We start from the raw sequence: 21,049 nt of genomic DNA, 5'->3' as shown, positions 1-21,049 counted from the left end.
CTTACCTTTTGCGCGTGAGATAGGGCTTGAGATTAATCTTGTACGCCGACGGATCGGCACACTCGAGAATTTGCAGGTCGCTACGGCCCACCGCCTGTTCCGCAGCGAGATCAACCAGTCGCGAAGGAATTGGGTGCAAATCCTCGTCCAGGATGATCTTGATTTTGGGCAGCAGGGGCATGGCGGGGTTGGACTCGTAGACCACGCCATAAGAACCGCTGGTCAGCCTGACCAGGCTGCCCGAAGGAAAGATGCCCAGGCACTTGATGAACAGCTGGACCTCCATGGGATCGAAATCCTGCTCGCGCATACCATACATGATGGCCAGAGCCTTATTGGGCAGGATGGCGTCCTTATAGGAGCGGTCGCTGGTCAGGGCGTCGTAGACGTCCGCCAGGCTGATGATCCGGGCCAGGGACGAAATGTCCTTTTTCACGCGGTGCTCGGGATAGCCCGCGCCATTGCATTTTTCATGATGATGACGGACGGCGTCAAGCACTTCATCCGGCACATGCCCGTTCTTTTCCAGAATATCGCACCCGTATTCCGGATGCCGCTTGATTTCCGCAAACTCCTGCTCCGTGAGCCGGGCGCGCTTGTTGATGATCCGGGAAGGTACCGCCGTCTTGCCAAGGTCGTGCATCATGCCCGCCGCGCCCAGATTTATCAGCTCGTCGCGGGTCATCCCCAGGTACTCCCCGAAAACCACGGCGATGGTGGCCACGTTGATGCAGTGGGCGTAGGTATATTCATCGTAGGTGGAGAGCTTGGAGAGGCAGACCAGGGTATCGGGGTTACGCACGGCGCTGTCCACGATATTCCCCACCGTGTCCAGCGAGGCCTCGTAGTCCACCTTGCGGCCCATCTTCACGTCGTTGATGATCCGGCGGGCGTGGACCATGGCGTTTTCGTAGGCCATACCAGCGGCTTCCACTTCGGCCTCAAAGGGTACGCGCGGCTTGACGGGCGGGGAAAAGGTGCGCTCAGCAACCAGCTGATCCAGTCGGTCCTCTGTCGTGAGGCGGTCCGCATCTTCCTGGCGAACAAAGGCATGAAGGAATCCCTCGCGAATCAGGGCCTGGACCTGCTCGCGGGACTTGATGGGCCCGGGATGGGTATAGAGGTTGGGCATGTGTTCCCACAGCTCGCTGGAAAGGCGGACGACCTCCATTCCGGGTTCCAGGTCTTCCACCGACACCTTCCTGATCATTCCGCGCATACTTTCGGTCAGCTCCCGTATGTTTGGTATCGCAGTACTTTTAAGCATACCTTATCAGGTACCTCATGTCGAGAAGCGGGCCCAAAACCCTGCTGATTGGCGCCAACTGACCGGAAAACCAATTCAACTTTCCCTACGCTCAAAAGACCACCGCTTCGAACCAGAAGATGGAAGTCGAGGGGTCGAGCCAGGCATCCCTGTCCAGCCCGGCCTTGAGGCAGGTCTGGGCCAGAAATGTCTCCCGGTCCCACTTCCACTCCACCGGAACCTGGGGCAAAAGCAGGCCGGAACGGCCGCCGCGCATCATGATCAGCCCGTGCCGTCCCACTTCCACCAGGGCCGCATCCGGGCAGGGTTCGATGGGACTCAGGATGGATATCTCATACTCCAGCCGTTCGAACTCCTCGGCCGACACGGGCGGAAACCTCGGGTCCTCAAAGGCGGCCCGTTGCGCCATGTCCCATATGGTTCGATACAGTTCCCCCTGTCCCTGAACCATCCCGATACAACCGCGCAGCCTGCCGCCAAGCTTGAGGGTGACGAACGCGCCAAGCGACTCGCGCAGCTTTTCCGTAGGCGGATCGTCCGGACGGACCGGTGCGTCGGGCAGGCGCAGACCGGAGGAGATGGAGCGGACCACCTGGGCCTTGAGATATTTCTTTTCCTCATCGGTAATTTCGAAACGGAACTGTTCCATGATTCACTCCTTGGGATGGGCGGCGGGGACCAGCAACATGCCCGCAAACCCGATGATGAACAGGGCGATGACCGAGGCCATGCCCACCCGCTGGCTGCCGGAGGCCAGCGTCAGCCACCCGACCAATAGCGGCCCCATGAACGAGGTCAGCTTGCCGGACAGGGCAAACAGGCCGAACAACTCTCCGCGCACCTCCTCCGGGGCTGTCCGCGCCAGATAGGAACGGCTCGAAGCCTGGACAGGCCCGACAAAGATACCGAGCCCCAACCCGAAAATCCAGAAAAGCGTCTTGGACTGTACCAGCAGAATAAGCGCCCCCGGTATGATAAGCCCGATGAGCGCGGCCAGAATGGTGCGCCGAGGCCCGGCCCGGTCGTCCAGCCAGGCAAAGGCCGCCGCCCCCAGCCCGGCGGTAATGTTCAGCCCGATGCCGAAAAGGATGACCTCGCTGGGCGACATGCCGAAGGTACCGGCCGCATAGATGCCGCCAAAGGCGAACATGGTGGTCAGCCCATCGTTGTAGAACATGCGGGCCAGCAAAAACAGGCCGATGGAACGGTAACGGCGCGCCTCCCGCAGGGAATTGCGCAGCTGGGCCACGCCCTGGCCCATGGCCCGGACAAGCGGAACCCGCTCCCCGCCGCGATCCGGCGTCCACAGAAAGAGCGGCAGGCAGAAGACCAGATACCACAGCGCGGTCAGCGGCATGACGGCCCGCACGTTCGCCGCCGCCTCGCGCGGCAGGCCGAACCAGGCCCCCTGCTCCACAAAGCCGAACAGGGCGATAAGCAGCAGGATCAGCCCGCCCGCATAGCCCAGCCCCCAGCCCCAGCCCGACCAGCGGCCCACGGTCCGGGGTTCGGCCAGTTCCGGCAGCATGGCGTTGTAAAAAACGTTGGCATATTCCGCGCCCACGGTTCCCACACCGGCCAGCAGCAGGGCGAGGGGGACAAAGTCGGGTTCCGGCCGGACGAACCAGAGCAGAGCGGTGGCTGTGATGCACAGGGCCGTGAAGAGCGCGAGCCACGGTTTGCGGCGGCCGGACCGGTCGGCAACGGCCCCGAGCAACGGGCCGCCCAGCCCGATAACCAGCCCGCACACGCCCATCATGTTGCCCCACAGGGCCGTGCCCAATGTCTGGTCCTCGGCCACGGCGCGGGTAAAGTAGGCGGCAAAGACAAATGTCTGCACCAGTGCGGCGAAGCCGGAGTTGGCCCAGTCGTAAAGCGCCCAGGACCAGAGTGCTCTTAACGGCGACTTTTCCCCGGACACGTCCCTGCCCTAGTGGTACGGCGGCAGGTCGGCCGCCTCGCGGCACGCCTCCACAAAGGCAGCGGCCGCCCCCGGGTTGCTGCCGAAATGCAGATGGATGTAGGAACCGAGCGTATTGCCGGACAGAAAGCCCTCCGGTCCGGCCAGCGCACCCTTGCGGCCCGTTACCGCATAGATGGGATGCGTGTCCTCCGGGAGGCTCTCCCCCTGAATGAACGAATAATGAAATTCATGGCCGCGCACCACACCACCGGCCGGTCCCAACGGGGAATTTTCCCGGAGCGTCACCTCGCGATACCCCAGGGCGCGAAACCGCTCGCCCATCTCCGCACGCATGGAGAATACCCCGGACATGGCATAGCGTCCCCGCCCGGTAACGATGTCGTTCATCAGGTACATGAACCCGCCGCACTCGGCATAGACCGGACGGCCGGACTCGCAAAATTCCTTGATCTCTCGCCGCAGCCGGTTGTTCTGCCCCAGCTCGAAGGCGTACATTTCCGGGTAGCCACCGCCCAGGTAAAGCCCGGCCAGATCGTCGGGCAGACGGGGATCCTTCAGGGGAGAGAACTCGACCAGCCGCGCCCCGGCCTCACGCAGCAGGCGCAGGTTGTCCTCGTAGTAAAAGCTGAAGGCGGCATCCCGGGCCAGCCCGATGGAGACACTGCCCAACTCGGCAACCGGCTCAAAGGAAGGCATCACCTCCACATCCGGCAAAAGGGCCAGCAGGCTCTCCATATCCACGCCCGCTTCCACCCAGTCGGCCAGCCTCTGATAGCGTTCCGGGTCCGGTTCGTTCTCTTCCGCCGTTATCAGGCCGAGATGCCGCGAGGGAGTGGCAAGGGACTCGTCCCGCAGCAGGCAGCCGAGGACCGGCACCCCCGGGAGCAGCGTCATGGCCTCTTTCAACAGTTCGGCATGGTTTTCGCTGCCCACGCGGTTGAAGATGACACCGGCGAGGTTCAGGGCAGGGTCGAACCCCGCGTATCCCGATACCAGCGCCGCAGCCGATCTCGCCATGGACCGGGCATCCACCACCAAAACCACGGGCAGCCCCAGCGCCTTGGCCGTCTGGCTGGTGGAACCGTCGTCCCCGGTGGGGGAAATGCCGTCAAAGAGGCCCATGACCCCTTCGACAACGGCCACGTCGCAGTTGGCGGCGTAGCGATTGAACATATCGATGTTGGTCCGGGCGTCGAGCATCCAGCCGTCCAGGTTGTGGCTGGGAACGGGCCTTCCCCCCCGGGCACAGGCCCTGGCGTGGTGGCCGGGATCAATAAAGTCGGGACCGCACTTGAACGGCTGCACGGCAAAGCCGCGACGGGCCAGCGCCGCCATGAGACCGAGCGATACCGAGGTCTTGCCGCACCCGCTGTGCGTCCCGGCTACCACCCAGGCCTTAATCGCGCTCATGGTCTCCCCCGTTCTCTTCGGATCAGATCAATTCTTTCTTGTTGATGTAGTTCAGCATCTTCTGCGCATGTTCATGCCTGGGTTCAAGCTCAAGGCAGCGGGTCACGGCATCTGCCGCCCCGGCGTAGTCTTCCTTGTCGAACCGGGCACGGGCCAGATTGTACCACAGGTTCTCGTCCTGGTCCGTCAGATCCAGCGCCCGGCCGTAATACTCGATGGCCTGATCCAGCATCTTTTTCTTGCGCAGCTCTATGCCGTATTCGTTGAAGAGATGCTTGTGCTCCTCGCCGAATGCGGAGTCGATCTGCAAGATACGCTCAAAGACCTCCTGGGCCCGCTCCGCCTCGTCCCGGGCAAGCAGGCAGAGGCCGACGCCGAAATTGGCCCGCACATTCTGCTCGTCCAGGTTCAGCGCCTTGTTAAACTCGAACTCTGCGGTAAAGGTCTCGCCCCGCTTGCGGAACTTCTCGCCTCGGGCCACGGACTTCTGTATTTCGCGAACATTGCCCATGACCTCTTTGTAGAGTTGTGGCATGGGCAGATACTCTTCCAGGAGCGTGTCCTTTGAAATCTGCGTGACCTCGCCCGTAGGCACATTCTTGTTGTTGAGCAGCTGGATGTTGATGTTCCCATCCTCCCCCTCGACACAAAAATAATAAGAGGTCTGGGTGACACGCCGAGCCGTTGTGCCCGTGCCTATCTTGCCCTTTTTTTCCGTGGAGAAAACGCCCTCAATATGTCCCGTCAAATCATTCGCTGTCATATGATCGGTTACCTGTAAAAAGAAATGGAGTTACTCTCTGCGGCGATGATACACGGCTTGTCCCAGGAAGAGAAGCCCTGCATCACCCCTCGGAGCGGGTGGATCTGTCGAGCAGCACATACCCGAGAATCCCGGCAAGGCAGGAGGCGGCCAGTACGCCAGTCTTGGCCCCGGTCAGCAGCCCGGGAGATCCGTCGAAAGCAAGGGCGGCAATAAACAGGGACATGGTGAATCCGATTCCGGCAAGCATACCAACCCCCAGGAAATGACTCATCTTCAGGCCGGATGGCAACCCGCCCGAGAGAAAGGCCACGCCCCAGACCGACAGCAGGATGCCAAGCGGCTTGCCGAGCACCAGACCGGCCATGATCCCCAGCGTCACGGGACTGCCCATCACCGTTCCAATATCCCCGCCAAGGACCACCCCTGCGTTTGCCAGGGCAAAAACGGGCATGATGGCGTACTCCACCACCGGATGCAGCGCATGTTCCAACCGCTGCAACGGCGTCTGGGCCGTGGTGGCCAGGGAGTCGATGGACAAGAGCGCGGAGTGGACTCCTGAATTGGTCAGCACGGAAGAACCGGGCGAGAGCGCGGAGCGGTACTCGTCGAGGAGCTTGCCGGTCCGCGAGAGAAAACCTTCCGGGTCGCAGGGAGTATCGGCCGGGATGGTAAAGGCCATGAGTACGCCCGCCACGGTGGAGTGTACGCCGCTCTTGAGCACCAGAACCCAAACCACGGCTCCGACCAGCGCATAGAAAACCGGGGTCCGCACCCCCATCCGGTTGCCGGCAAAGGCGACCAGCAGTCCTCCGGCGGCGGCAACCAGCAGCCAGACGGAGATGGAAGAGGTGTAGAAAAGAGCGATGACCAACACCGCGCCGATATCATCGACAATGGCGACGGCCGTGAGAAAAACCTTGAGCTGAACGGGAACGCGGTCGCCCAGCAGGGCCAGAATGCCCAGGGCAAAGGCGATATCCGTGGCCATGGGCACGCCCCAGCCGTGAACGCCGGGACCGCCGCCGTTTATCAGGGCGTAGATGCCGGCGGGAACGACCATGCCGCCCACCGCGGCCACTATGGGCAGCAGGGCCTGGCTGATGGTGGAGAGCTCCCCCACCATGAACTCGCGCTTGATCTCCAGCCCGACCACAAAGAAGAACAGGGCCATCAGCCCGTCGTTGACCCACAGGATAAGCGGCTTTTCCAGCATGGCCGGGCCGTACCCGACAGTGAAGTGGGTGGACCACAGCGCCTCGTAGCTCCCGGCCCAGGGCGAATTGGCCCAGATCATGGCCAGCACCGCGCACCCTATGAGCAATATGCCGCCGCTTGCCTGTGTCTCGAAAAACCGGCTGAAGGGCATCATCACCTTGTCTATAGGGTCCAGGCCGCATCTTATGAGCTTCGGCACGGTCGTCTCCTTCTTCGCGATCAAACAGGTTCGGGTACCAGCGTATCACAATGCAGCATATCATCAACCTCTGCCGCGGCAAGCGGGCGGTAAAAAAGATACCCCTGAACGAACCTACACCCTTCCTTTTCCAGGAAAGCGAGTTGGGCCGGAGTTTCGACACCTTCGGCCACCACCTTCAGCCCCAGTGAGGAACCAAGGGAGAAGACAGTGCGCACAATGGCCTGACTGTCCTGATCCTTTTCCACTCCGGTGATAAAGGACCGGTCCACCTTCACCACATCGATGGGGAACCGTTGCAGATAGGACAGCGAGGAATAGCCGGTCCCGAAATCATCGATACACACGCCGATGCCGAGCTGCTTGAACTGCTTGAGCACCTCCTCGGCCATGGACGGGTTGTCCATCAGGGCGGATTCCGTAATTTCGATGTTCAAGGTATCGGGCGGCAGGCCGGAGTCTTCCAGCACGCGCGAGACCTGATTGAGCAGCATGGGCTGCCCCAGATGCTTGCCTGAGATGTTGACGTTGAGGATCAGGTCATCCTCGAAATGGGCATTGCTGCACTGCTGCCACCTGTGGACCTTCGTACATGCCTTGGCCAGCACGAAGTTGTCGATGGCATGGATCAGCCCCGTGTCCTCGGCCAGGGAGATGAAGTCCCCGGGCATGATGATGCCGTGCTCGGCGTGACGCCACCGGACCAGGGCCTCGAACCCGCTGATGCGCCGGGTGTCCAGGCAGACGATGGGCTGATAGACGACCTCGAAATCCTCCAGGTCCACGGCCCGCCGCAGGTCCGTTTCCAGTGCCATGAGCCGCAGGGCCTGGTCGTGCATCTTCCGGTTGAAGACCTTGAACCGGGACTTGCCCAGTTCCTTGGCCCGGTACATGGCTGTGTCCGCGTCCCGGAGCAGGGCCTCGGGCCGGTCATACCCCTCTGTCTTGAGCACGATGCCCATGGAGGCGGAGGTAAAGACCTCGTTGCCGCCGATAACAAAGGGCTGGCGCACGCCGTCCAGGATGCGCCGGGCAATGGTGATGGCGTCGCGCGGGGCGGAAATCTCCTCCAGCAGAATGGCGAACTCGTCCCCGCCGAACCGGGCCAGGGTATCCACGGACCGGCCGCAGGACTCCAGCACGCGGGAGACGCCGCGCAACAGTTCATCGCCGGTCTCGTGTCCCAGGGAATCATTGATGACCTTGAAACGGTCCAGGTCCATGTAGATGACGGCAAAGAGGTGCTTGCGCCGCCTGCCGCGCTCCATGGCCAGCCGCAGGTGGTCCAGAAAAAGGGCGCGGTTGGGCAGTCCGGTCAACGGATCGTGAAAGGCCTGCCGCTTGAGCTGGTCCTCGGCCTTCTTGCGCAGGGTGATGTCCTCGACGGACCCCTCGTAATAGAGCAGCGTGCCGTCGTCGTCCCGGATGGCACGCGCATTTTCGGATATCCAGATGAAGCGGCCATCGCGGCGGCGCACCTTGGATACGAAATTAGTGAGTCCACCTTTTTCATCAATGACTTTGAGGTACTCGGTACGCCGGACCCGATCCATGTAAAGCTGGGTGCCGATGTCGTAAATGCCGTTCATCAGCTCTTCGGTGGTCTGGTAGCCCAAAATACGGGCCAGCGAAGTATTGGCGCTCAGGAACCGACCGCCCGGCGAGGACTGATAGATGCCCTCCACCGCGTTTTCGAAGATGGTGCGGTATTTCTTCTCCGCCTTGCGCAAGGCCTCGCCGATGACCCGACGCTCCGCCACCTCGATCTTGAGCTGGGTGTTGGCCCGGAGCAGTTCGCTCGTGCGCTCCTCCACCTTTTCCTTGAGCACGTCCCTCGCTTCCTGCAACTCCTTGGTCTTCTGCCGGACCCGCTCCTCCAGACCGCTGACAAGGTCCCCGATATGATGCGCCATGTTGCGCATGGCTCCGGCCAGTTCGCCCACCTCGTCGTGGGACTCGATGTCCGGGGCGTCGGCCGAGAAATCGTTGCCCGCCACGCGGCGCGCATATTCCGTAAGCAGGGAGAGCGGCTTGGAAATATTCAGGATGAAGACAAAGGCGATAAGCAGGCTGCCGCCGAACAGGACAGCCATGAGCAACTGCTGCTCCAGCACGGCATCACGAATGTGGTGGGCGATGACCTCGGAATCCATGCCGATATGCACGCACCCGGCCAGCCCGTCCAGAATGGGCTGGGCCACGTGCAGATACTCGCCGCCGCCGAACCGGACCGTGCGCAGGAGATGTTCGTCCCCAGGCAGCGTCCCGACGGTTTCGTGGATCAGTTCCCGCACCGCCTCCGGGACGGCAGGGACAAAGGTGTGGGCAATGATGATTCCGTCCTCGTCCGCCACGGCCACGTAAGAGACCCCGGCGATGGACTTGTACTGGTTGATGCGCGCCTGAACGCTGCCCGCCTCCTGCTCCAGAATAGTCACAATGTCGGATTCGGCCACGCTGCGGGCCAGAGCCAAGGCCTTGGACTCATACTCCCGCGTCATTTCCCGCCGGAGCCGGTTGCCGAAGGTGGCAGACGAGACGATGGAAATAACCCCAAAGATGAGCACCATGAAAAAAAGCGGCTTAAGAAATAACTTGGGAGCCTTCACGGTCGCCACGCCTCCCAATCCGTCAGAGGCTGGAACCGGCCGTCCACCACCATGGTGTAGTAGACGACATCAAGGCCCTTGTGATCGCCGGGCCCAAAGGTGGCGTTCACCCCGATACCGAGATCGAAATCGCGGATGGACTCCAGGGCTTCGGGGATGCGATCGCGCCTGGGGTCGTCGGCCATGCGCCGGACCATCTCGCCGAGCAACCTGCCGTTCAGGAATCCCTCGAAACTGATAAAGCTGAACCGGCGCGGCTTGTACCCTTTTATCGAAAGCGACGGGACGTTGTTGTAGGCGTCCATCAGCTTCCGGTAATAGCGGACGCCGGGCAGGGAGGTATCCTCATAGCAGGGTACCACCTGGGAGTTGATCAGCCTGGCCGTGTAGTCCCGGCCCGACAGTTTTCCCGCCTGCACGAGCAGCTCCAGCATCTTGTCGCTGTCCACAAAGGAAAGCCCGGCCACCGGCAGTTTGTATCCGGCGTCGCGCAGGTCGCGCACAAAGGCCGCCTGGGAGGCATAGGTGCCGACAACGATGATCGCATCGGGATTGCCCGCCATGATATGCCGCACCTCTTCGCCGAAATGCTGGTCAAAGGTCACGCCCCGGTGGTAGGCGGCCTCGGAAACTATGGACAGCCCGTGGCGTCTGAGCGCCCGGCGCACACCGTCCCAGCCGGTGCGGCCGTAGGCGTCGCTCTGGTAGAAGACCGCCACCTTGTCGCGCCCGATAGCGACAAGATGGTCCACCAGCCCTTCCGTTTCCTGGAAATAGGAGACCCGAAGATTGTACACATACTGGTCGAATGGCGGGTTTCGGAGCGGCATGGCCCCGGTCAGCGGGAACAGCAGATAGATGTGCCGGTCCTCGAACTTCTGCAAAAGCGGCAGGATATGGGCCGTGGTGGGGGTGCCCACATAGGAGAAGAGGGCAAAAACCTTGTCATCGTTAATGAACCGCAGGGTGTTGCGGAAACAGGGGAGCAGACTGTAGCCGTCGTTGGCGGGCTGAATGCGGATCTTCCAGCCATCCGCCCCGCCCTCGGCATTAAACTGGTCGATATAGGCCATGACCCCGCGATAGAACTCGATGCCCAACTCGCCGGTGGCTCCGGTAAAGGCCGCCGACATGCCGAACACCAGTTCCCGCTTGGGTTCTTCGCAATATGCCCGCCCCGGCAACAGCCCGGCCGCTGCCACCAACAACGCGCAAAAAAGTAGGAATCGCCTTATATTGGACACGCGGTAAACCATGCCATTGGTATCCCGAAAGCGCAAGCTCCCCCAACGATTTCGGCAATCCCTCCGCAAAGCCTGGACCCTCCGGCACCGCCGATGCTATATAAGCGGAATGAGCCGGAACTTTTTTCGCAGACACCGCCTTCTTCTCGGCGCGCTCTCCATTACTCTGACCGTTGCCGTCATCTTTCTGCTGCACCGCTTCAACCAGTGGACTACCATCCGCTATCAGGGCGTGGGCCAGGTGCTGGACGACCGGGGCGAGCCGATTCCCGGTGTGGAGATCGCCCTGCTCCTCACACCGCCTCCGTCGAACACTCCTGCCCGCGATGTTCTCTTTGAGCAGGAAGGACTGGCGCAGGGACGTCTGAACCAGAACGGCGTCTTTATCGGCAAGGTCGGCCCGGCCATCGGACTCTCGGACCGCAACGGGGCGTTCATCGCCCGGGCAACGGGCCGTCTCGGCGCTGCACACGCCATCCGCCTCGGCCTCGACCGCTCCGGCAGACCCGCCTTTGCCACGGCCTGGCTCGTACTGCGCCGCACCGGATATCCCGATGCCACCCGCACCATCTCCCTGCTCGGCTGGCGTCCCGCCCCGGCCGACTGGGGCAACTTTGCCAACCGCATTCCGCCCATCATACTCGCTCCATAAGCCGGGCCGAAGACGGTCCCAGCCGGATGAACGAGCCGCATTTTCCCGGTTGCAGGATCGCCATGTGGAGGATCAGGCAAGAAAGATGGAAAATTAGGACTACAAAAAAACGTCCTTCATAAGTATAGATACGCTAACCGGGCAATCAAACCGGCACTCAAACACACCGAATCGGGAACACGATGAGAAGGAGCAAAAACGTGCTCTACACCTCCTTGAGATTACGGCTCTGCCCGGCGGCAGGAGCCTGTACGCTGTTGTTTCGGCAAAACGCCTGCGGGTGATCGTCTGGCCCGTATCGAGGCTTCCCCCAACGGCAGGGACGACGAGTTCCAAAATCCAACACCCACCCAAATCCTGGCGGACGGGCAAAGCACCGTGGGCATCCTCGGCGTGGGCGCGGACTTCAAGTACTGGAGATATCCCAGACAAGACGCTCTGGACCGGCTACGTCATCCACGCCCCGGAGCGCAAAATCCACCTGAGCGGCGACACCGGCTACGGCCCCCGTTTCTCGATGATCGCCGAGAAGTTCGGCACATTCGACCTTGTCACCCTGGACGGAGGACAGTAAGATCCCCGCTGGCCGCTCATCCACATGACTCCGGAGCAGGCCGTGCAGGCGGCCGAAGAGATGGGGCAAAGGCCCTGTTGCCCGCCTATATCGGCCGGTTCCGCACCTCCACCAATCCGTGGAACGAGTCCTTCATCCGCATTGCCGAAGCGGGCAAGGACAAAAATTTTCATCTGCTGCCCCCACGATGGGCCAGACTGTCCGGCTGGACGGAAGCCGGCAGGCGTTCTCCCGGAGGTGGAAAGACCTCCGGTAGCAACAAATCATTGTGCCAGGCCCGGACGGAGGCATCAAAGGCAGATGAGGAAAACACTCAAACCAATTGAGGGAAGAGAAAAATGGAAAAAGCAAAAGTCTACTTTACCAATTTCCGCACCAAGGCCTTTGGCGACGGCCTGCCCACTAAACTAAAAAAGATGATCAAGAAGGCGGGAATCGGCGATCTCGAACTGGACGGCCGTTTCGCCGCCATCAAGATGCACTTCGGCGAGCTGGGCAACATCAGCTACCTCCGCCCGAACTATGCAAAGGCCGTGGCCGACGTGGTCCGCGAGTTCGGCGGCAAGCCCTTCCTCACCGACTGCAACACCATGTACCCGGGCAAACGCAAGAACGCCCTGGAACACCTGGAGTGTGCCTGGGAAAACGGTTTCACCCCGTTGACCGTAGGCTGCCCCATCCTGATCGGCGATGGCCTGAAAGGCACTGACGACGTGGAGGTGCCTGTCGTGGGCGGTGAATATGTCGAGAATGCCAAGATAGGCCGCGCCATCATGGACGCCGATGTCTTCATCAGCCTGACCCACTTCAAAGGCCACGAGATGACCGGCTTCGGCGGCACCATCAAGAATATCGGCATGGGCTGCGGCTCCCGCGCGGGCAAGACCGAGCAGCACTGCAACGGCAAGCCCATCATCGACGAAGAGAAATGTGTCGGCTGCAAGGCGTGCATCAAGGAGTGCGCCAATGACGCGCTGCACTTTGACGCCGAGAAGAAGAAATCCACCGTCAACCACGATAACTGTGTGGGCTGCGGCCGTTGCCTGGGCGCCTGCAATTTCGACGCAATCGCCTTCGGGCGGGATTCCGCGGTGGCCAACCTGAATCGCAGGATGGCCGAGTATACCAAGGCCGTTGTCGATGGCCGTCCCCAGTTCCATATCTCCCTGATCGTGGACGTCTCCCCCAACTGCGACTGCCACGGCGAAAACGACGTGCCCATCCTGCCCAACCTCGGCATGTTCGCCTCCACCGATCCCCTGGCCCTGGACCAGGCCTGCGTGGACGCCTGTCTGGCGGCCCAGCCCCTGCCGGGCAGCCAGCTGGCCGAGAACCTGGCCAAGAAGGACTTTAAGAATCACCACGACCACTTCACCAATTCCCGGCCCGAGTCCGAATGGCAGACCTGCCTGGAGCACGCCGAAAAGATCGGTCTCGGTACCCGCGAGTACGAGATCATCACGGTCAAATAACGAGGGTTCGCACCTTCACCGAAAAAACGGCGGTTGTCCCACGTGGGGCAACCGCCTTTTTAGTACTATAGCCGCCGCGTGGCCTGGCTCAATAGATATGCGGCAGCACCCACTCCAGCCATGCGGCCAGAATGGCGGCCCCGGCCAGATTCAGGACCAGCCCGAGCAGGAGCATGGTCCGAAGCGAGGCCCCACGCATTTCGCCGAAGGCCAGGGCGTTGGTCGGGGTGGCGATGGGCGTCATGAAGGCGCAGGTGGAGGCTAGGCTGACACCGAGCATGAGAGGCAGCGGCGGCAGCCCGTACGCCTTGGCCGCGGCATAGGCGATGGTGAAAAAGGCGGCAACCACCGCAGTGTTGGACAGGGCCTCGGTCAGGAAGATGACGGCCAGGACAATGCACGGGAACAACAGCTTGACCGGCAGGCTGCCCTCGAACAGCGGCTCGGCCAGGGCCACGGCCCGCTGGTCCAGACGGAGCCAGTGGACGATGGCGAAAAGAACGGCCAGCAGCAGGATGAAGGCCAGCCCCCGCCGGGGAATGCCGGAAACAAGGTCCCGAAAGCGCAGCAGCGGCCCGGAGGCTCGCGGAAGCGGCGGAGCCGGATGGACGAAGAGCAGATAGAGATACAGCGCGGTAAAGGCGAGCCCGGCCCACGGAGCCACGGCGGAAAAGCCGGGAACAACCTGCTCGGCCACGGCCTCCAGAATCCAGAAGGCCATATACAGCCAGAAGAGCCTGCCGCCGAACCGCTGGCGGGAGTCCGCACCCCGCTCCCCTTCCGGGCCGGAGACGACCACCCGCACACCGCGCGCCCGGCGGGGCATACCCAGCCCGGCGGCCACGCCCCAGGCGGCGAGGACAAAAAGCACGACCAGCGGCACGGACCAGAGGAACCAGTTGAAAAAGTTGAGCTGCTCACGCCCCGGCACGTTGAAGAAATCCAGCGCGGCAAAGAGCACGGCATTGGCCGGGGAGCCGATCATGGACCCCATGCCGCCGATGGCCGCGCCATAGATCCCCGCGCACATCAGCACGGTGGTCATGCCCGGTGCCCCCTGCTCGGCAAAATCCCGATCCAGTCGTTTGAGTACCGGCAGCAACGTCAGCACCGTAATCGTATTGGGCATGAACGACGAGAGCGCGGCCGCAGTGGCGATGAGGTAGAGAATCAGCACCGACCCGTTGCCCCGGCACCGGCGCAACGCCCAATGCACAAACGCCTCGGTCAGTTTGGTGGCCGCCATGAGCCGATAGACCAGATACCCGCCGCAAAACAGCAGTATCAACGGCAGCCGCTGCCACGCATAGGTGGTGATGTCGCCCAGGGAATCCATGCTCTGCAATGGAGCCTTTTCCTCCTGATATGTCAATGCGAAGGGATTGCCAGCTTCACGGAGTAACGGTAACGTCGATATCGTATTTTGCAAACAGCCAATCTGGATGCCGCCATGGAACCACTGACAACACTGACAGCACTAGCCACCGTCTTTCCTGTTACGCTAAATCTGCTGGACCGATTTTACCCGATAAAAAAACAGGAAAATCTCGGGGATTGCACACATCTTGATCCGGGATTCGAAAAACCGGTCGTTACGGAAGATATCTTCAATATGCTCTCCTGGCGGAGCAGAATTTCTGATTATGCAGGGCGTGACGAAACACTGGCCGAACTGATCGAATGGGCTAACACCGACAAGAATCCCATCTCCCTCAAATTCATCACTGGACCGGGCGGCGTGGGGAAAAGCCGATTGGCGGCAGAGCTCGCGCAGATGCTTATTAAAGCCGATAAGTGGGAAGCAGGGTTCTACCATCTTGATGATCCTTGGGACGCTCCGCTGGGTGAAGTCGGAACCCTCTTCATTATCGACTACCCGGAACAGAACCCGGAAAAGGTGGATGACGTACTCCGGGTCCTCGCCACCCTGCCCAAAAACGGACTGCCGAAGAACTACCGGCTTCGTATTCTTTTTCTGACACGCACCTCCCCGGCAGAGTGGGAGGAACGAATCGACGACGCAGGGGCAAGCGGTAAACTGGACCAATCTGTCCCGCTCCAGCCTCTTGAGATATCAGAGGCTGACGCCCTGAATATCTGCCGGTCCGCAGCACATAAGGCGTTCGCCTGGGTCAACGGCGAAGACAAACCCATTCCGTCTCAGCTTAATTTCTCGCAGGCAGAAGTGACCGATTGGATGGGAAAGGATGCGCAAGGCTTCCGCCGCAGACCACTTTTCCTTGTGGCGGCAGGCATCCACGCCGCACTCTTCCCGGACAAAAGGCCGCTGTCCCTTTCGGGGCCGGAGATCATCATGAGCCTCGTCCGCCGGGAGACAAAACGCATCCGGGCCGCTTCAAAGAGTTCCGGGGCATCCAGGGATACCCTTGGCCACATCCTGGCCATGGCAACCATCGCCGGTTCCCTGACATGGACGAACATACAGGGCCTGGACGCTACCCTGAAAAAGAATATGGGAATCCCCGACCCATGGGACGGCCGGGGCACACTCCGAGAAGCTGGCCTGTTACGCGGAGAAACCTTCCCAGCGGTTCAACCGGACATCGTGGGTGCGGGTTTCGTCAGCCAGACGTTTGGAAAAAACGCTCACTCGGCGCCCGAGTTGATCCGCCAAGCCATTCTCCATGCCCCCAACGAAACATGGATGGAAAACATCTGCCGCATCGGCTCGGATATGTCGCTCGAACTCGGGACCGGGCCAACTCCGGCCAAACGGCTCGCTGACCACCTCTCCACAATGGAAGAATGGGATGAACAACTAGCCTTTTTGACTGATGTTCATCCGCCCCATGGCATGGCAACACTCTGCGCGGCGGCCTGTGAGAACAGTCTGAATTGCCATACGGTCGATCAGCCTGAACAAGCACGGCTGCTCAACAACGCATCAAGCCACTATGCTGACGCGGGGGACACGGAAAAGGCGATAGACGCCATTAAAAAGGCTATCAAAATATACGAGCCTCTTGCGAAACAATTCCCCCAAGGGTTCAAACTGAAACTGGCAACCTGCCTCAATAACGCATCAAACTACTATGCTGCCGAGGGGAACACGACAAAGGCGATAGACGTCATTGAAAAGGCTATCAAAATCAGAGAGCATTTTGCGAAACAATTTCCCCAAAGTTTCAGCCCGGAACTGGCAAACAGCCTCAACAATGCATCAAACCGCTATGCTGACGCGGGTGACACGAAAAAGGCGATAGATGCAATTGAAAAGGCTATCAAAACATACAAGCCTCTTGCGGAACAATTCCCCGAAGAATTCAGTCCGAAACTTGCAACGATTCTCAACAACGCGTCGAGCTGTTATGCTGTCGAGGGGGACACGAAAAGGGCGATAGACGCCATTGAAAAGGCTATCAAAATCAGAGAGCATTTTGCGAAACAATTCCCCCAAAGATTCAGACCGGCCCTGGCAACTAGTCTCTATGTACGTGGGTGTATACATGCCCAAACCAGTAACAAGCCTCTGGCTATCAAAGACTTCAAGCAAGCCATCGCGCTCCTGGAACCGTTTGCCATACAGTATCCTCATTCCAAGCCAGGCCAACGCTACCGGCAGGCCCAACACGACTTGGCTGATCTTGAAAATATGGAAGAGTAGCCCCCCTCTCCGCCCCCGCTGTCAACAGTCAGGGCAGGCGGTCTCCACGCGGACCACGTAGCGGAGGCCTTCGCTGTTGTAGATGGAGCAGGAGATGAGGCGGACCTGTTCGCCGGTGAAGGGGGAAATGAAGGGCGGGGTGACGATTTTTTCGTAGCCCATGTCCTGGTAGAGAAAGTAGTCGTGCACCGAATGGTCCATGCCCTTGGCCGAGCCGATGAGGGCCGAGGCCAGGGTGTTGCCCTCCACTTCCACATGTTCCGTTCCGCCCCCCCCAACGGGGATGCCTCGGACGATACCATGGAATATCGAACGATTACGCACAAATATTGAATACCAGCGACCTGCCCGCTTCACTTGTGAAACCAAATCCGATATGAATGAAGGTCTTCACATCATCTCTTTCCCCGGGGTTTCATCGTGGCCGAATTCGTCCATCTTCACGTCCATACGGAATACAGCCTGCTCGACGGCGCCATTCGCATCAATGATCTGCTCTCCCGCACCAAGGATCTGGGTATGCCTGCCGTGGCCATCACGGACCACGGTTCCATGTTCGGCGCGGTGATCTTCTACGTGGCGGCCATGGAGATGGGCATCAAACCCATCATCGGCTGTGAGGTGTACGTGACCGAGGGCGACGTGGACGACGAAAACGCCCACCGGCGCAAGGAAAAGAGCGGCGCCTATCACCTGGTGCTCCTGGCCAAAAACCAGCGGGGCTACAAGAACCTCATCAAGCTGGTCTCCGCCGGACACCTGGAAGGCTTCTACTACAAGCCGCGCGTCAGCAAATACCTGCTCAACAAGTACTCCGAGGGGCTCATCGCCCTCTCCGCCTGTCTGGCGGGCGAGGTTCCCCGCAAGCTTATGAACGAGGGGCTGGACGAAGGCTGCGAAATGGCCAAAACCTATGCCGACATCTTCCCCGGCAACTTCTACCTGGAGTTGCAGGACAACGGCATCGGCAAGCAGCAGCGGCTCAACGACCTGCTCATCAAGTGCGCGGAGCGGACCGGCCTGCCCCTGGTGGCCACCAACGACTGCCACTACCTGACCGCCGAGGACTACGAAGCGCACGACACCCTGCTCTGCATCCAGACGCAGACCACAGTGGATGCGGAAAAACGCTTCCGCATGGATACCAAGGAACTCTACTTCAAGACTCCCGAGGAAATGGAGCAGGCCTTTGCCCACGTGCCGGAGGCCATTGCCAACACCCAGCGCATCGCCGAGCGGTGCAACCTGGAAATCGAGCTGGGCAACTATTATTTCCCGAACTACGAACTGCCCGCAGGCGTCAAGAGCCTGGACGAGGAATTCGAGCGTCTCTGCCACGAAGGTCTGGAACGGCGGCTGAAGTCCCTGAAATACACGGTGGACGAGGACCTCTACCGCAAGCGGCTCGAATACGAACTGGGCGTCATCAAGGAAATGGGCTTTCCCGCCTACTTCCTCATCGTCCAGGACTTCATCAACTGGGCCAAGGACCACCGCATCCCGGTCGGTCCGGGCCGTGGTTCGGCGGCCGGCTCCATCGTGGCCTGGTCGCTCAAGATCACCAACCTCGATCCCATCCCCTACGATCTGCTGTTCGAGCGCTTCCTGAACGTGGAACGCGTGTCCATGCCTGATATCGACGTGGACTTCTGCGAACGCCGCCGCCTGGAGGTGGTCAAGTACTGCGCCAGCAAGTACGGGGCGGATCACGTCTCGCAGATCACCACCTTCGGCACCATGAAGGCCAAGGCGGTCATCAAGGATGTGGGCCGTGCCCTGGGCATGACCTTCGGCGAGACCGACCGCATCGCCAAGCTCATCCCGGACGACCCCGGCGTCATGGCCAAGTTGCTCGGCGTGGAAAAGGCCAAGATCAACGTACCCAATGCGGTCAAGGCCGTGACCGAACTGGGCGACATGGTGGCCACCGACCCACGGGTGGAAAAGCTCATCGATATTTCAACGAGGCTGGAGGGGCTGTGCCGCCACGCCTCGACCCACGCTGCGGGCGTGGTCATCTCGGACAAGCCCATGGTCGAATACCTTCCGCTCTACAAAGGGAAGAAGGGCGAAATCGTGACCCAGTTCGACATGAAAAAGGTCGAAAAAGCAGGGCTGATCAAGTTCGACTTCCTGGGCCTCAGAACCATGACCGTCATCGAGGACTGCCTGGACATCATCCGCGAGCAGGGCAAGGAGGCCCCGGACCTGGACACCCTGGCCCTGGACGATCCGGATACCTACGACATCTTTGCCAAAGGCGACACCGACGGCATCTTCCAGGTGGAAAGCTCGGGTATGCGCAAGTACCTGCGTATGCTCCGCCCGGACCGCTTCGAGGATATCGTCGCCATGCTCGCCCTGTACCGGCCCGGTCCGCTGGGCATGATCGGTTCCAACGGCGTGTCCATGGTCGATGAGTTCATCATGCGCAAGCACGGGGACATTGAGGTCACCTACCCGCACCCCTCCCTGGAAGATACCCTGAAACCGACCTACGGCGTCATGGTCTACCAGGAACAGGTCATGGCCACGGCAATGGTCATCGCCAACTACTCGCTGGGTGAAGGTGACCTGCTCCGGCGCGCCATGGGTAAGAAGATCGCCGAAGAAATGGCCAAGCAGCGCTCCCGTTTTCTGGAGGGCGCGCGGGAAAACAAGATTCCCGAAAAAACGGCCAACGAAATCTTCGATACCATGGAGAAGTTCGCGGCCTACGGCTTCAACAAATCCCACTCCGCCGCCTACGCGCTCATCTCCTACCACACCGCCTACCTCAAGGCGCACTTCCCGGTGGAATTCATGGCCGCCCTGATGTCCACGGAAATGAACAACACCGAGAAGATCATCATGTACATCAACACCTGCCGGGACATGGACATCCCTGTGCGCCAGCCGAACATCAACGCCGGTCATGCGCGGTTCTCGGTGCGCAACGGTGAAATCCTCTTCGCTATGGCCGCCATCAAAAACGTGGGCGAGGAGGCGATCAACGAGATCGTTGCCGAGCGCGAGGAGAGCGGCACCTTCCGCGATATTTTCGACTTCTGCGAGCGCGTGAACCTGCGCCGCGTCACCAAGCGCGTGCTGGAATCCCTCATCAAGGCCGGGGCGCTGGACTGCTTCAGCTGCTCCCGCGCCGGGCTTTTGGAAGACTTGGACAAGGCCGTGGCCCTGGGCCAGAAAAAGGCCAAGGAGAGAGATTCCGGCATGTTGAACATGCTCGACATGCTCGGCGGAGGCGGCAAGGAAGACGCTCCGGCCATGACCTGCTCCGCCTGCGAGGAATTCGACGACCGCGAAAAACTGACCATGGAAAAGGAAGTGCTCGGCTTCTTCCTCTCCGGCCACCCGCTCCTCGCCTACCGGCCGGACTTCTCCCGCCTGCGCATCTCCACCCTGGAGGATTGCAAGCTCACCCCCGGCGGTTCGGCCGTGCGTCTGGCCGTCATTGTCCCGGATTTCAAGCGGTACATCACCAAGACGGGCAAGCCCATGGCCTTTGTCAACGTGGAGGACCTGACCACCTCCGGCGAAGTCACCGTGCTGCCCAACCTCTTTGAGGAGGCCGAGGAATTTCTCACCGCCGACCGTCCCCTGTTCATCCAGGGCAAGATAGACAATCGCGACGAGGAGCTGCCGGAGGGCGCGCCCAAGACGGCCAAGATTCTGGCAGACAAGATCGGTTTTCTGGCCGACGCGGTCCTCGGCTCGGACCGCCCCGTCTCCCTGTGGGTGGGCGAAAAAAAAGCCACGGACAGCCACCTCAACTTGCTCAAGACCATCTTGCAGCGCTATCCCGGCAATACCGCCGTCAACCTCGGCATTATCACCAAGGAATCCGTCATTACCCTCAAGCTGAGCCACGCCTGGCAGATCTACCCCAGCCGGGAGTTCTGGAAGGACGTGGAAAAATGGCAGAACGGCGACGCCGCCCGCTACCGGGCCGAGATGGAAGATCAGCCTGCGGCGTAAGGTGAAGACGGGGGAAGGGAGAGAGGGAACCTTTTGGAAAAGGTTCCCTCTCTCCCTTCCCCCGAACCCCCATCCCTCTCACCCTCCAAAACTTTTTGGTGCCGCTTCGCGGGGAGG

General features: G+C 60.7%; 15 protein-coding genes. 5 read left to right on the top strand and 10 right to left on the bottom strand.

Translation table 11 applies throughout. The features are described 5' to 3' along the window. Position 1: 1 nt before the first annotated feature. From ACI0FG_RS00135 to ACI0FG_RS00100, 8 genes are all read right to left on the bottom strand, one after another. Entirely contained in the window at positions 2-1,219 is a 1,218-nt protein-coding gene (locus ACI0FG_RS00135; RefSeq protein WP_419786535.1) for an HD-GYP domain-containing protein, read from the bottom strand. A 139-nt stretch (positions 1,220-1,358) separates the two neighbouring features. After that, positions 1,359-1,916, bottom strand: a complete 558-nt coding sequence (amrA, locus tag ACI0FG_RS00130) for an AmmeMemoRadiSam system protein A (RefSeq protein WP_419786534.1) — start codon at positions 1,914-1,916, stop codon at positions 1,359-1,361. Between the two features lie 3 nt (positions 1,917-1,919). Further along, on the bottom strand, positions 1,920-3,188 hold the full coding sequence (locus tag ACI0FG_RS00125; protein ID WP_419786533.1) for an MFS transporter: 1,269 nt from the start codon (positions 3,186-3,188) through the stop codon (positions 1,920-1,922). 9 nt (positions 3,189-3,197) lie between these two features. Further along, positions 3,198-4,601: a cobyrinate a,c-diamide synthase gene (locus ACI0FG_RS00120; RefSeq protein ID WP_419786532.1), complete on the bottom strand. Its 1,404-nt coding sequence runs from the start codon at positions 4,599-4,601 to the stop codon at positions 3,198-3,200. 22 nt (positions 4,602-4,623) lie between these two features. Beyond that, entirely contained in the window at positions 4,624-5,364 is a 741-nt protein-coding gene (locus ACI0FG_RS00115) for a tetratricopeptide repeat protein (protein WP_419786531.1), read from the bottom strand. 82 nt (positions 5,365-5,446) lie between these two features. Then, a complete protein-coding gene (nhaA, locus tag ACI0FG_RS00110; protein WP_419786530.1) occupies positions 5,447-6,781 on the bottom strand; it encodes a Na+/H+ antiporter NhaA in 1,335 nt (444 codons plus the stop codon). Positions 6,782-6,801: 20 nt separating this feature from the next. Then, a complete protein-coding gene (locus tag ACI0FG_RS00105; RefSeq protein ID WP_419786529.1) occupies positions 6,802-9,351 on the bottom strand; it encodes an EAL domain-containing protein in 2,550 nt (849 codons plus the stop codon). Positions 9,352-9,386: 35 nt separating this feature from the next. Then, positions 9,387-10,646, bottom strand: a complete 1,260-nt coding sequence (locus tag ACI0FG_RS00100; protein ID WP_419786528.1) for an ABC transporter substrate-binding protein — start codon at positions 10,644-10,646, stop codon at positions 9,387-9,389. A 97-nt stretch (positions 10,647-10,743) separates the two neighbouring features. Between ACI0FG_RS00100 and ACI0FG_RS00095 the strand changes: the two genes are divergently transcribed. The 3 genes from ACI0FG_RS00095 to ACI0FG_RS00085 all read left to right on the top strand — a co-directional run bounded on the left by ACI0FG_RS00095 (position 10,744) and on the right by ACI0FG_RS00085 (position 13,332). Then, the gene (locus ACI0FG_RS00095; RefSeq protein WP_419786527.1) at positions 10,744-11,286 is read left to right on the top strand and encodes a hypothetical protein; all 543 of its coding nucleotides are present in this window, start codon (positions 10,744-10,746) and stop codon (positions 11,284-11,286) included. 280 nt (positions 11,287-11,566) lie between these two features. Next, on the top strand, positions 11,567-11,860 hold the full coding sequence (locus ACI0FG_RS00090; protein ID WP_419786526.1) for an MBL fold metallo-hydrolase: 294 nt from the start codon (positions 11,567-11,569) through the stop codon (positions 11,858-11,860). 338 nt (positions 11,861-12,198) lie between these two features. Further along, positions 12,199-13,332 carry a DUF362 domain-containing protein gene (locus ACI0FG_RS00085; RefSeq protein ID WP_419786525.1) on the top strand — a complete coding sequence of 378 codons (1,134 nt, stop codon included), beginning with the start codon at positions 12,199-12,201 and terminating at the stop codon, positions 13,330-13,332. Between the two features lie 88 nt (positions 13,333-13,420). On the opposite strand, the gene ACI0FG_RS00080 is transcribed toward ACI0FG_RS00085, so the two are convergent. Next, entirely contained in the window at positions 13,421-14,668 is a 1,248-nt protein-coding gene (locus tag ACI0FG_RS00080) for an SLC13 family permease (RefSeq protein WP_419788416.1), read from the bottom strand. A gap of 114 nt (positions 14,669-14,782) precedes the next feature. On the opposite strand from ACI0FG_RS00080, the gene ACI0FG_RS00075 reads away from it, so the two are divergent. Then, positions 14,783-16,957 (top strand): tetratricopeptide repeat protein, encoded by a 2,175-nt coding sequence (locus ACI0FG_RS00075; protein WP_419786524.1) that lies wholly within the window; start codon positions 14,783-14,785, stop codon positions 16,955-16,957. A gap of 21 nt (positions 16,958-16,978) precedes the next feature. On the opposite strand, the gene ACI0FG_RS00070 is transcribed toward ACI0FG_RS00075, so the two are convergent. Continuing rightward, the gene (locus ACI0FG_RS00070) at positions 16,979-17,281 is read right to left on the bottom strand and encodes a hypothetical protein (RefSeq protein WP_419786523.1); all 303 of its coding nucleotides are present in this window, start codon (positions 17,279-17,281) and stop codon (positions 16,979-16,981) included. Between the two features lie 96 nt (positions 17,282-17,377). Here ACI0FG_RS00070 and dnaE point away from each other — a divergent pair, with 96 nt between their 5' ends. Beyond that, positions 17,378-20,932: a DNA polymerase III subunit alpha gene (gene dnaE / locus ACI0FG_RS00065; protein ID WP_419786522.1), complete on the top strand. Its 3,555-nt coding sequence runs from the start codon at positions 17,378-17,380 to the stop codon at positions 20,930-20,932. The last annotated feature ends 117 nt before the right edge of the window (positions 20,933-21,049 follow it).

The sequence above is a fragment of the Pseudodesulfovibrio sp. 7M6 genome (assembly GCF_050058625.1).
GTDB lineage: Bacteria > Desulfobacterota > Desulfovibrionia > Desulfovibrionales > Desulfovibrionaceae > Pseudodesulfovibrio > Pseudodesulfovibrio salinus.
This window is presented reverse-complemented; position numbering and strand designations above follow the sequence as displayed.

Bases quoted from the DNA above. Each gene is read 5' to 3' on its own strand.
- ACI0FG_RS00135 (WP_419786535.1), bottom strand. From the start codon at position 1,219: ATGCGCGGAATGATCAGGAAGGTGTCGGTGGAAGACCTGGAACCCGGA.
- amrA (WP_419786534.1), bottom strand. From the start codon at position 1,916: ATGGAACAGTTCCGTTTCGAAATTACCGATGAGGAAAAGAAATATCTC.
- ACI0FG_RS00120 (WP_419786532.1), bottom strand. From the start codon at position 4,601: ATGAGCGCGATTAAGGCCTGGGTGGTAGCCGGGACGCACAGCGGGTGC.
- ACI0FG_RS00115 (WP_419786531.1), bottom strand. From the start codon at position 5,364: ATGACAGCGAATGATTTGACGGGACATATTGAGGGCGTTTTCTCCACG.
- ACI0FG_RS00105 (WP_419786529.1), bottom strand. From the start codon at position 9,351: ATGGTGCTCATCTTTGGGGTTATTTCCATCGTCTCGTCTGCCACCTTC.
- ACI0FG_RS00100 (WP_419786528.1), bottom strand. From the start codon at position 10,646: ATGGTTTACCGCGTGTCCAATATAAGGCGATTCCTACTTTTTTGCGCG.
- ACI0FG_RS00095 (WP_419786527.1), top strand. From the start codon at position 10,744: ATGAGCCGGAACTTTTTTCGCAGACACCGCCTTCTTCTCGGCGCGCTC.
- ACI0FG_RS00085 (WP_419786525.1), top strand. From the start codon at position 12,199: ATGGAAAAAGCAAAAGTCTACTTTACCAATTTCCGCACCAAGGCCTTT.
- ACI0FG_RS00080 (WP_419788416.1), bottom strand. From the start codon at position 14,668: ATGGATTCCCTGGGCGACATCACCACCTATGCGTGGCAGCGGCTGCCG.
- ACI0FG_RS00075 (WP_419786524.1), top strand. From the start codon at position 14,783: ATGGAACCACTGACAACACTGACAGCACTAGCCACCGTCTTTCCTGTT.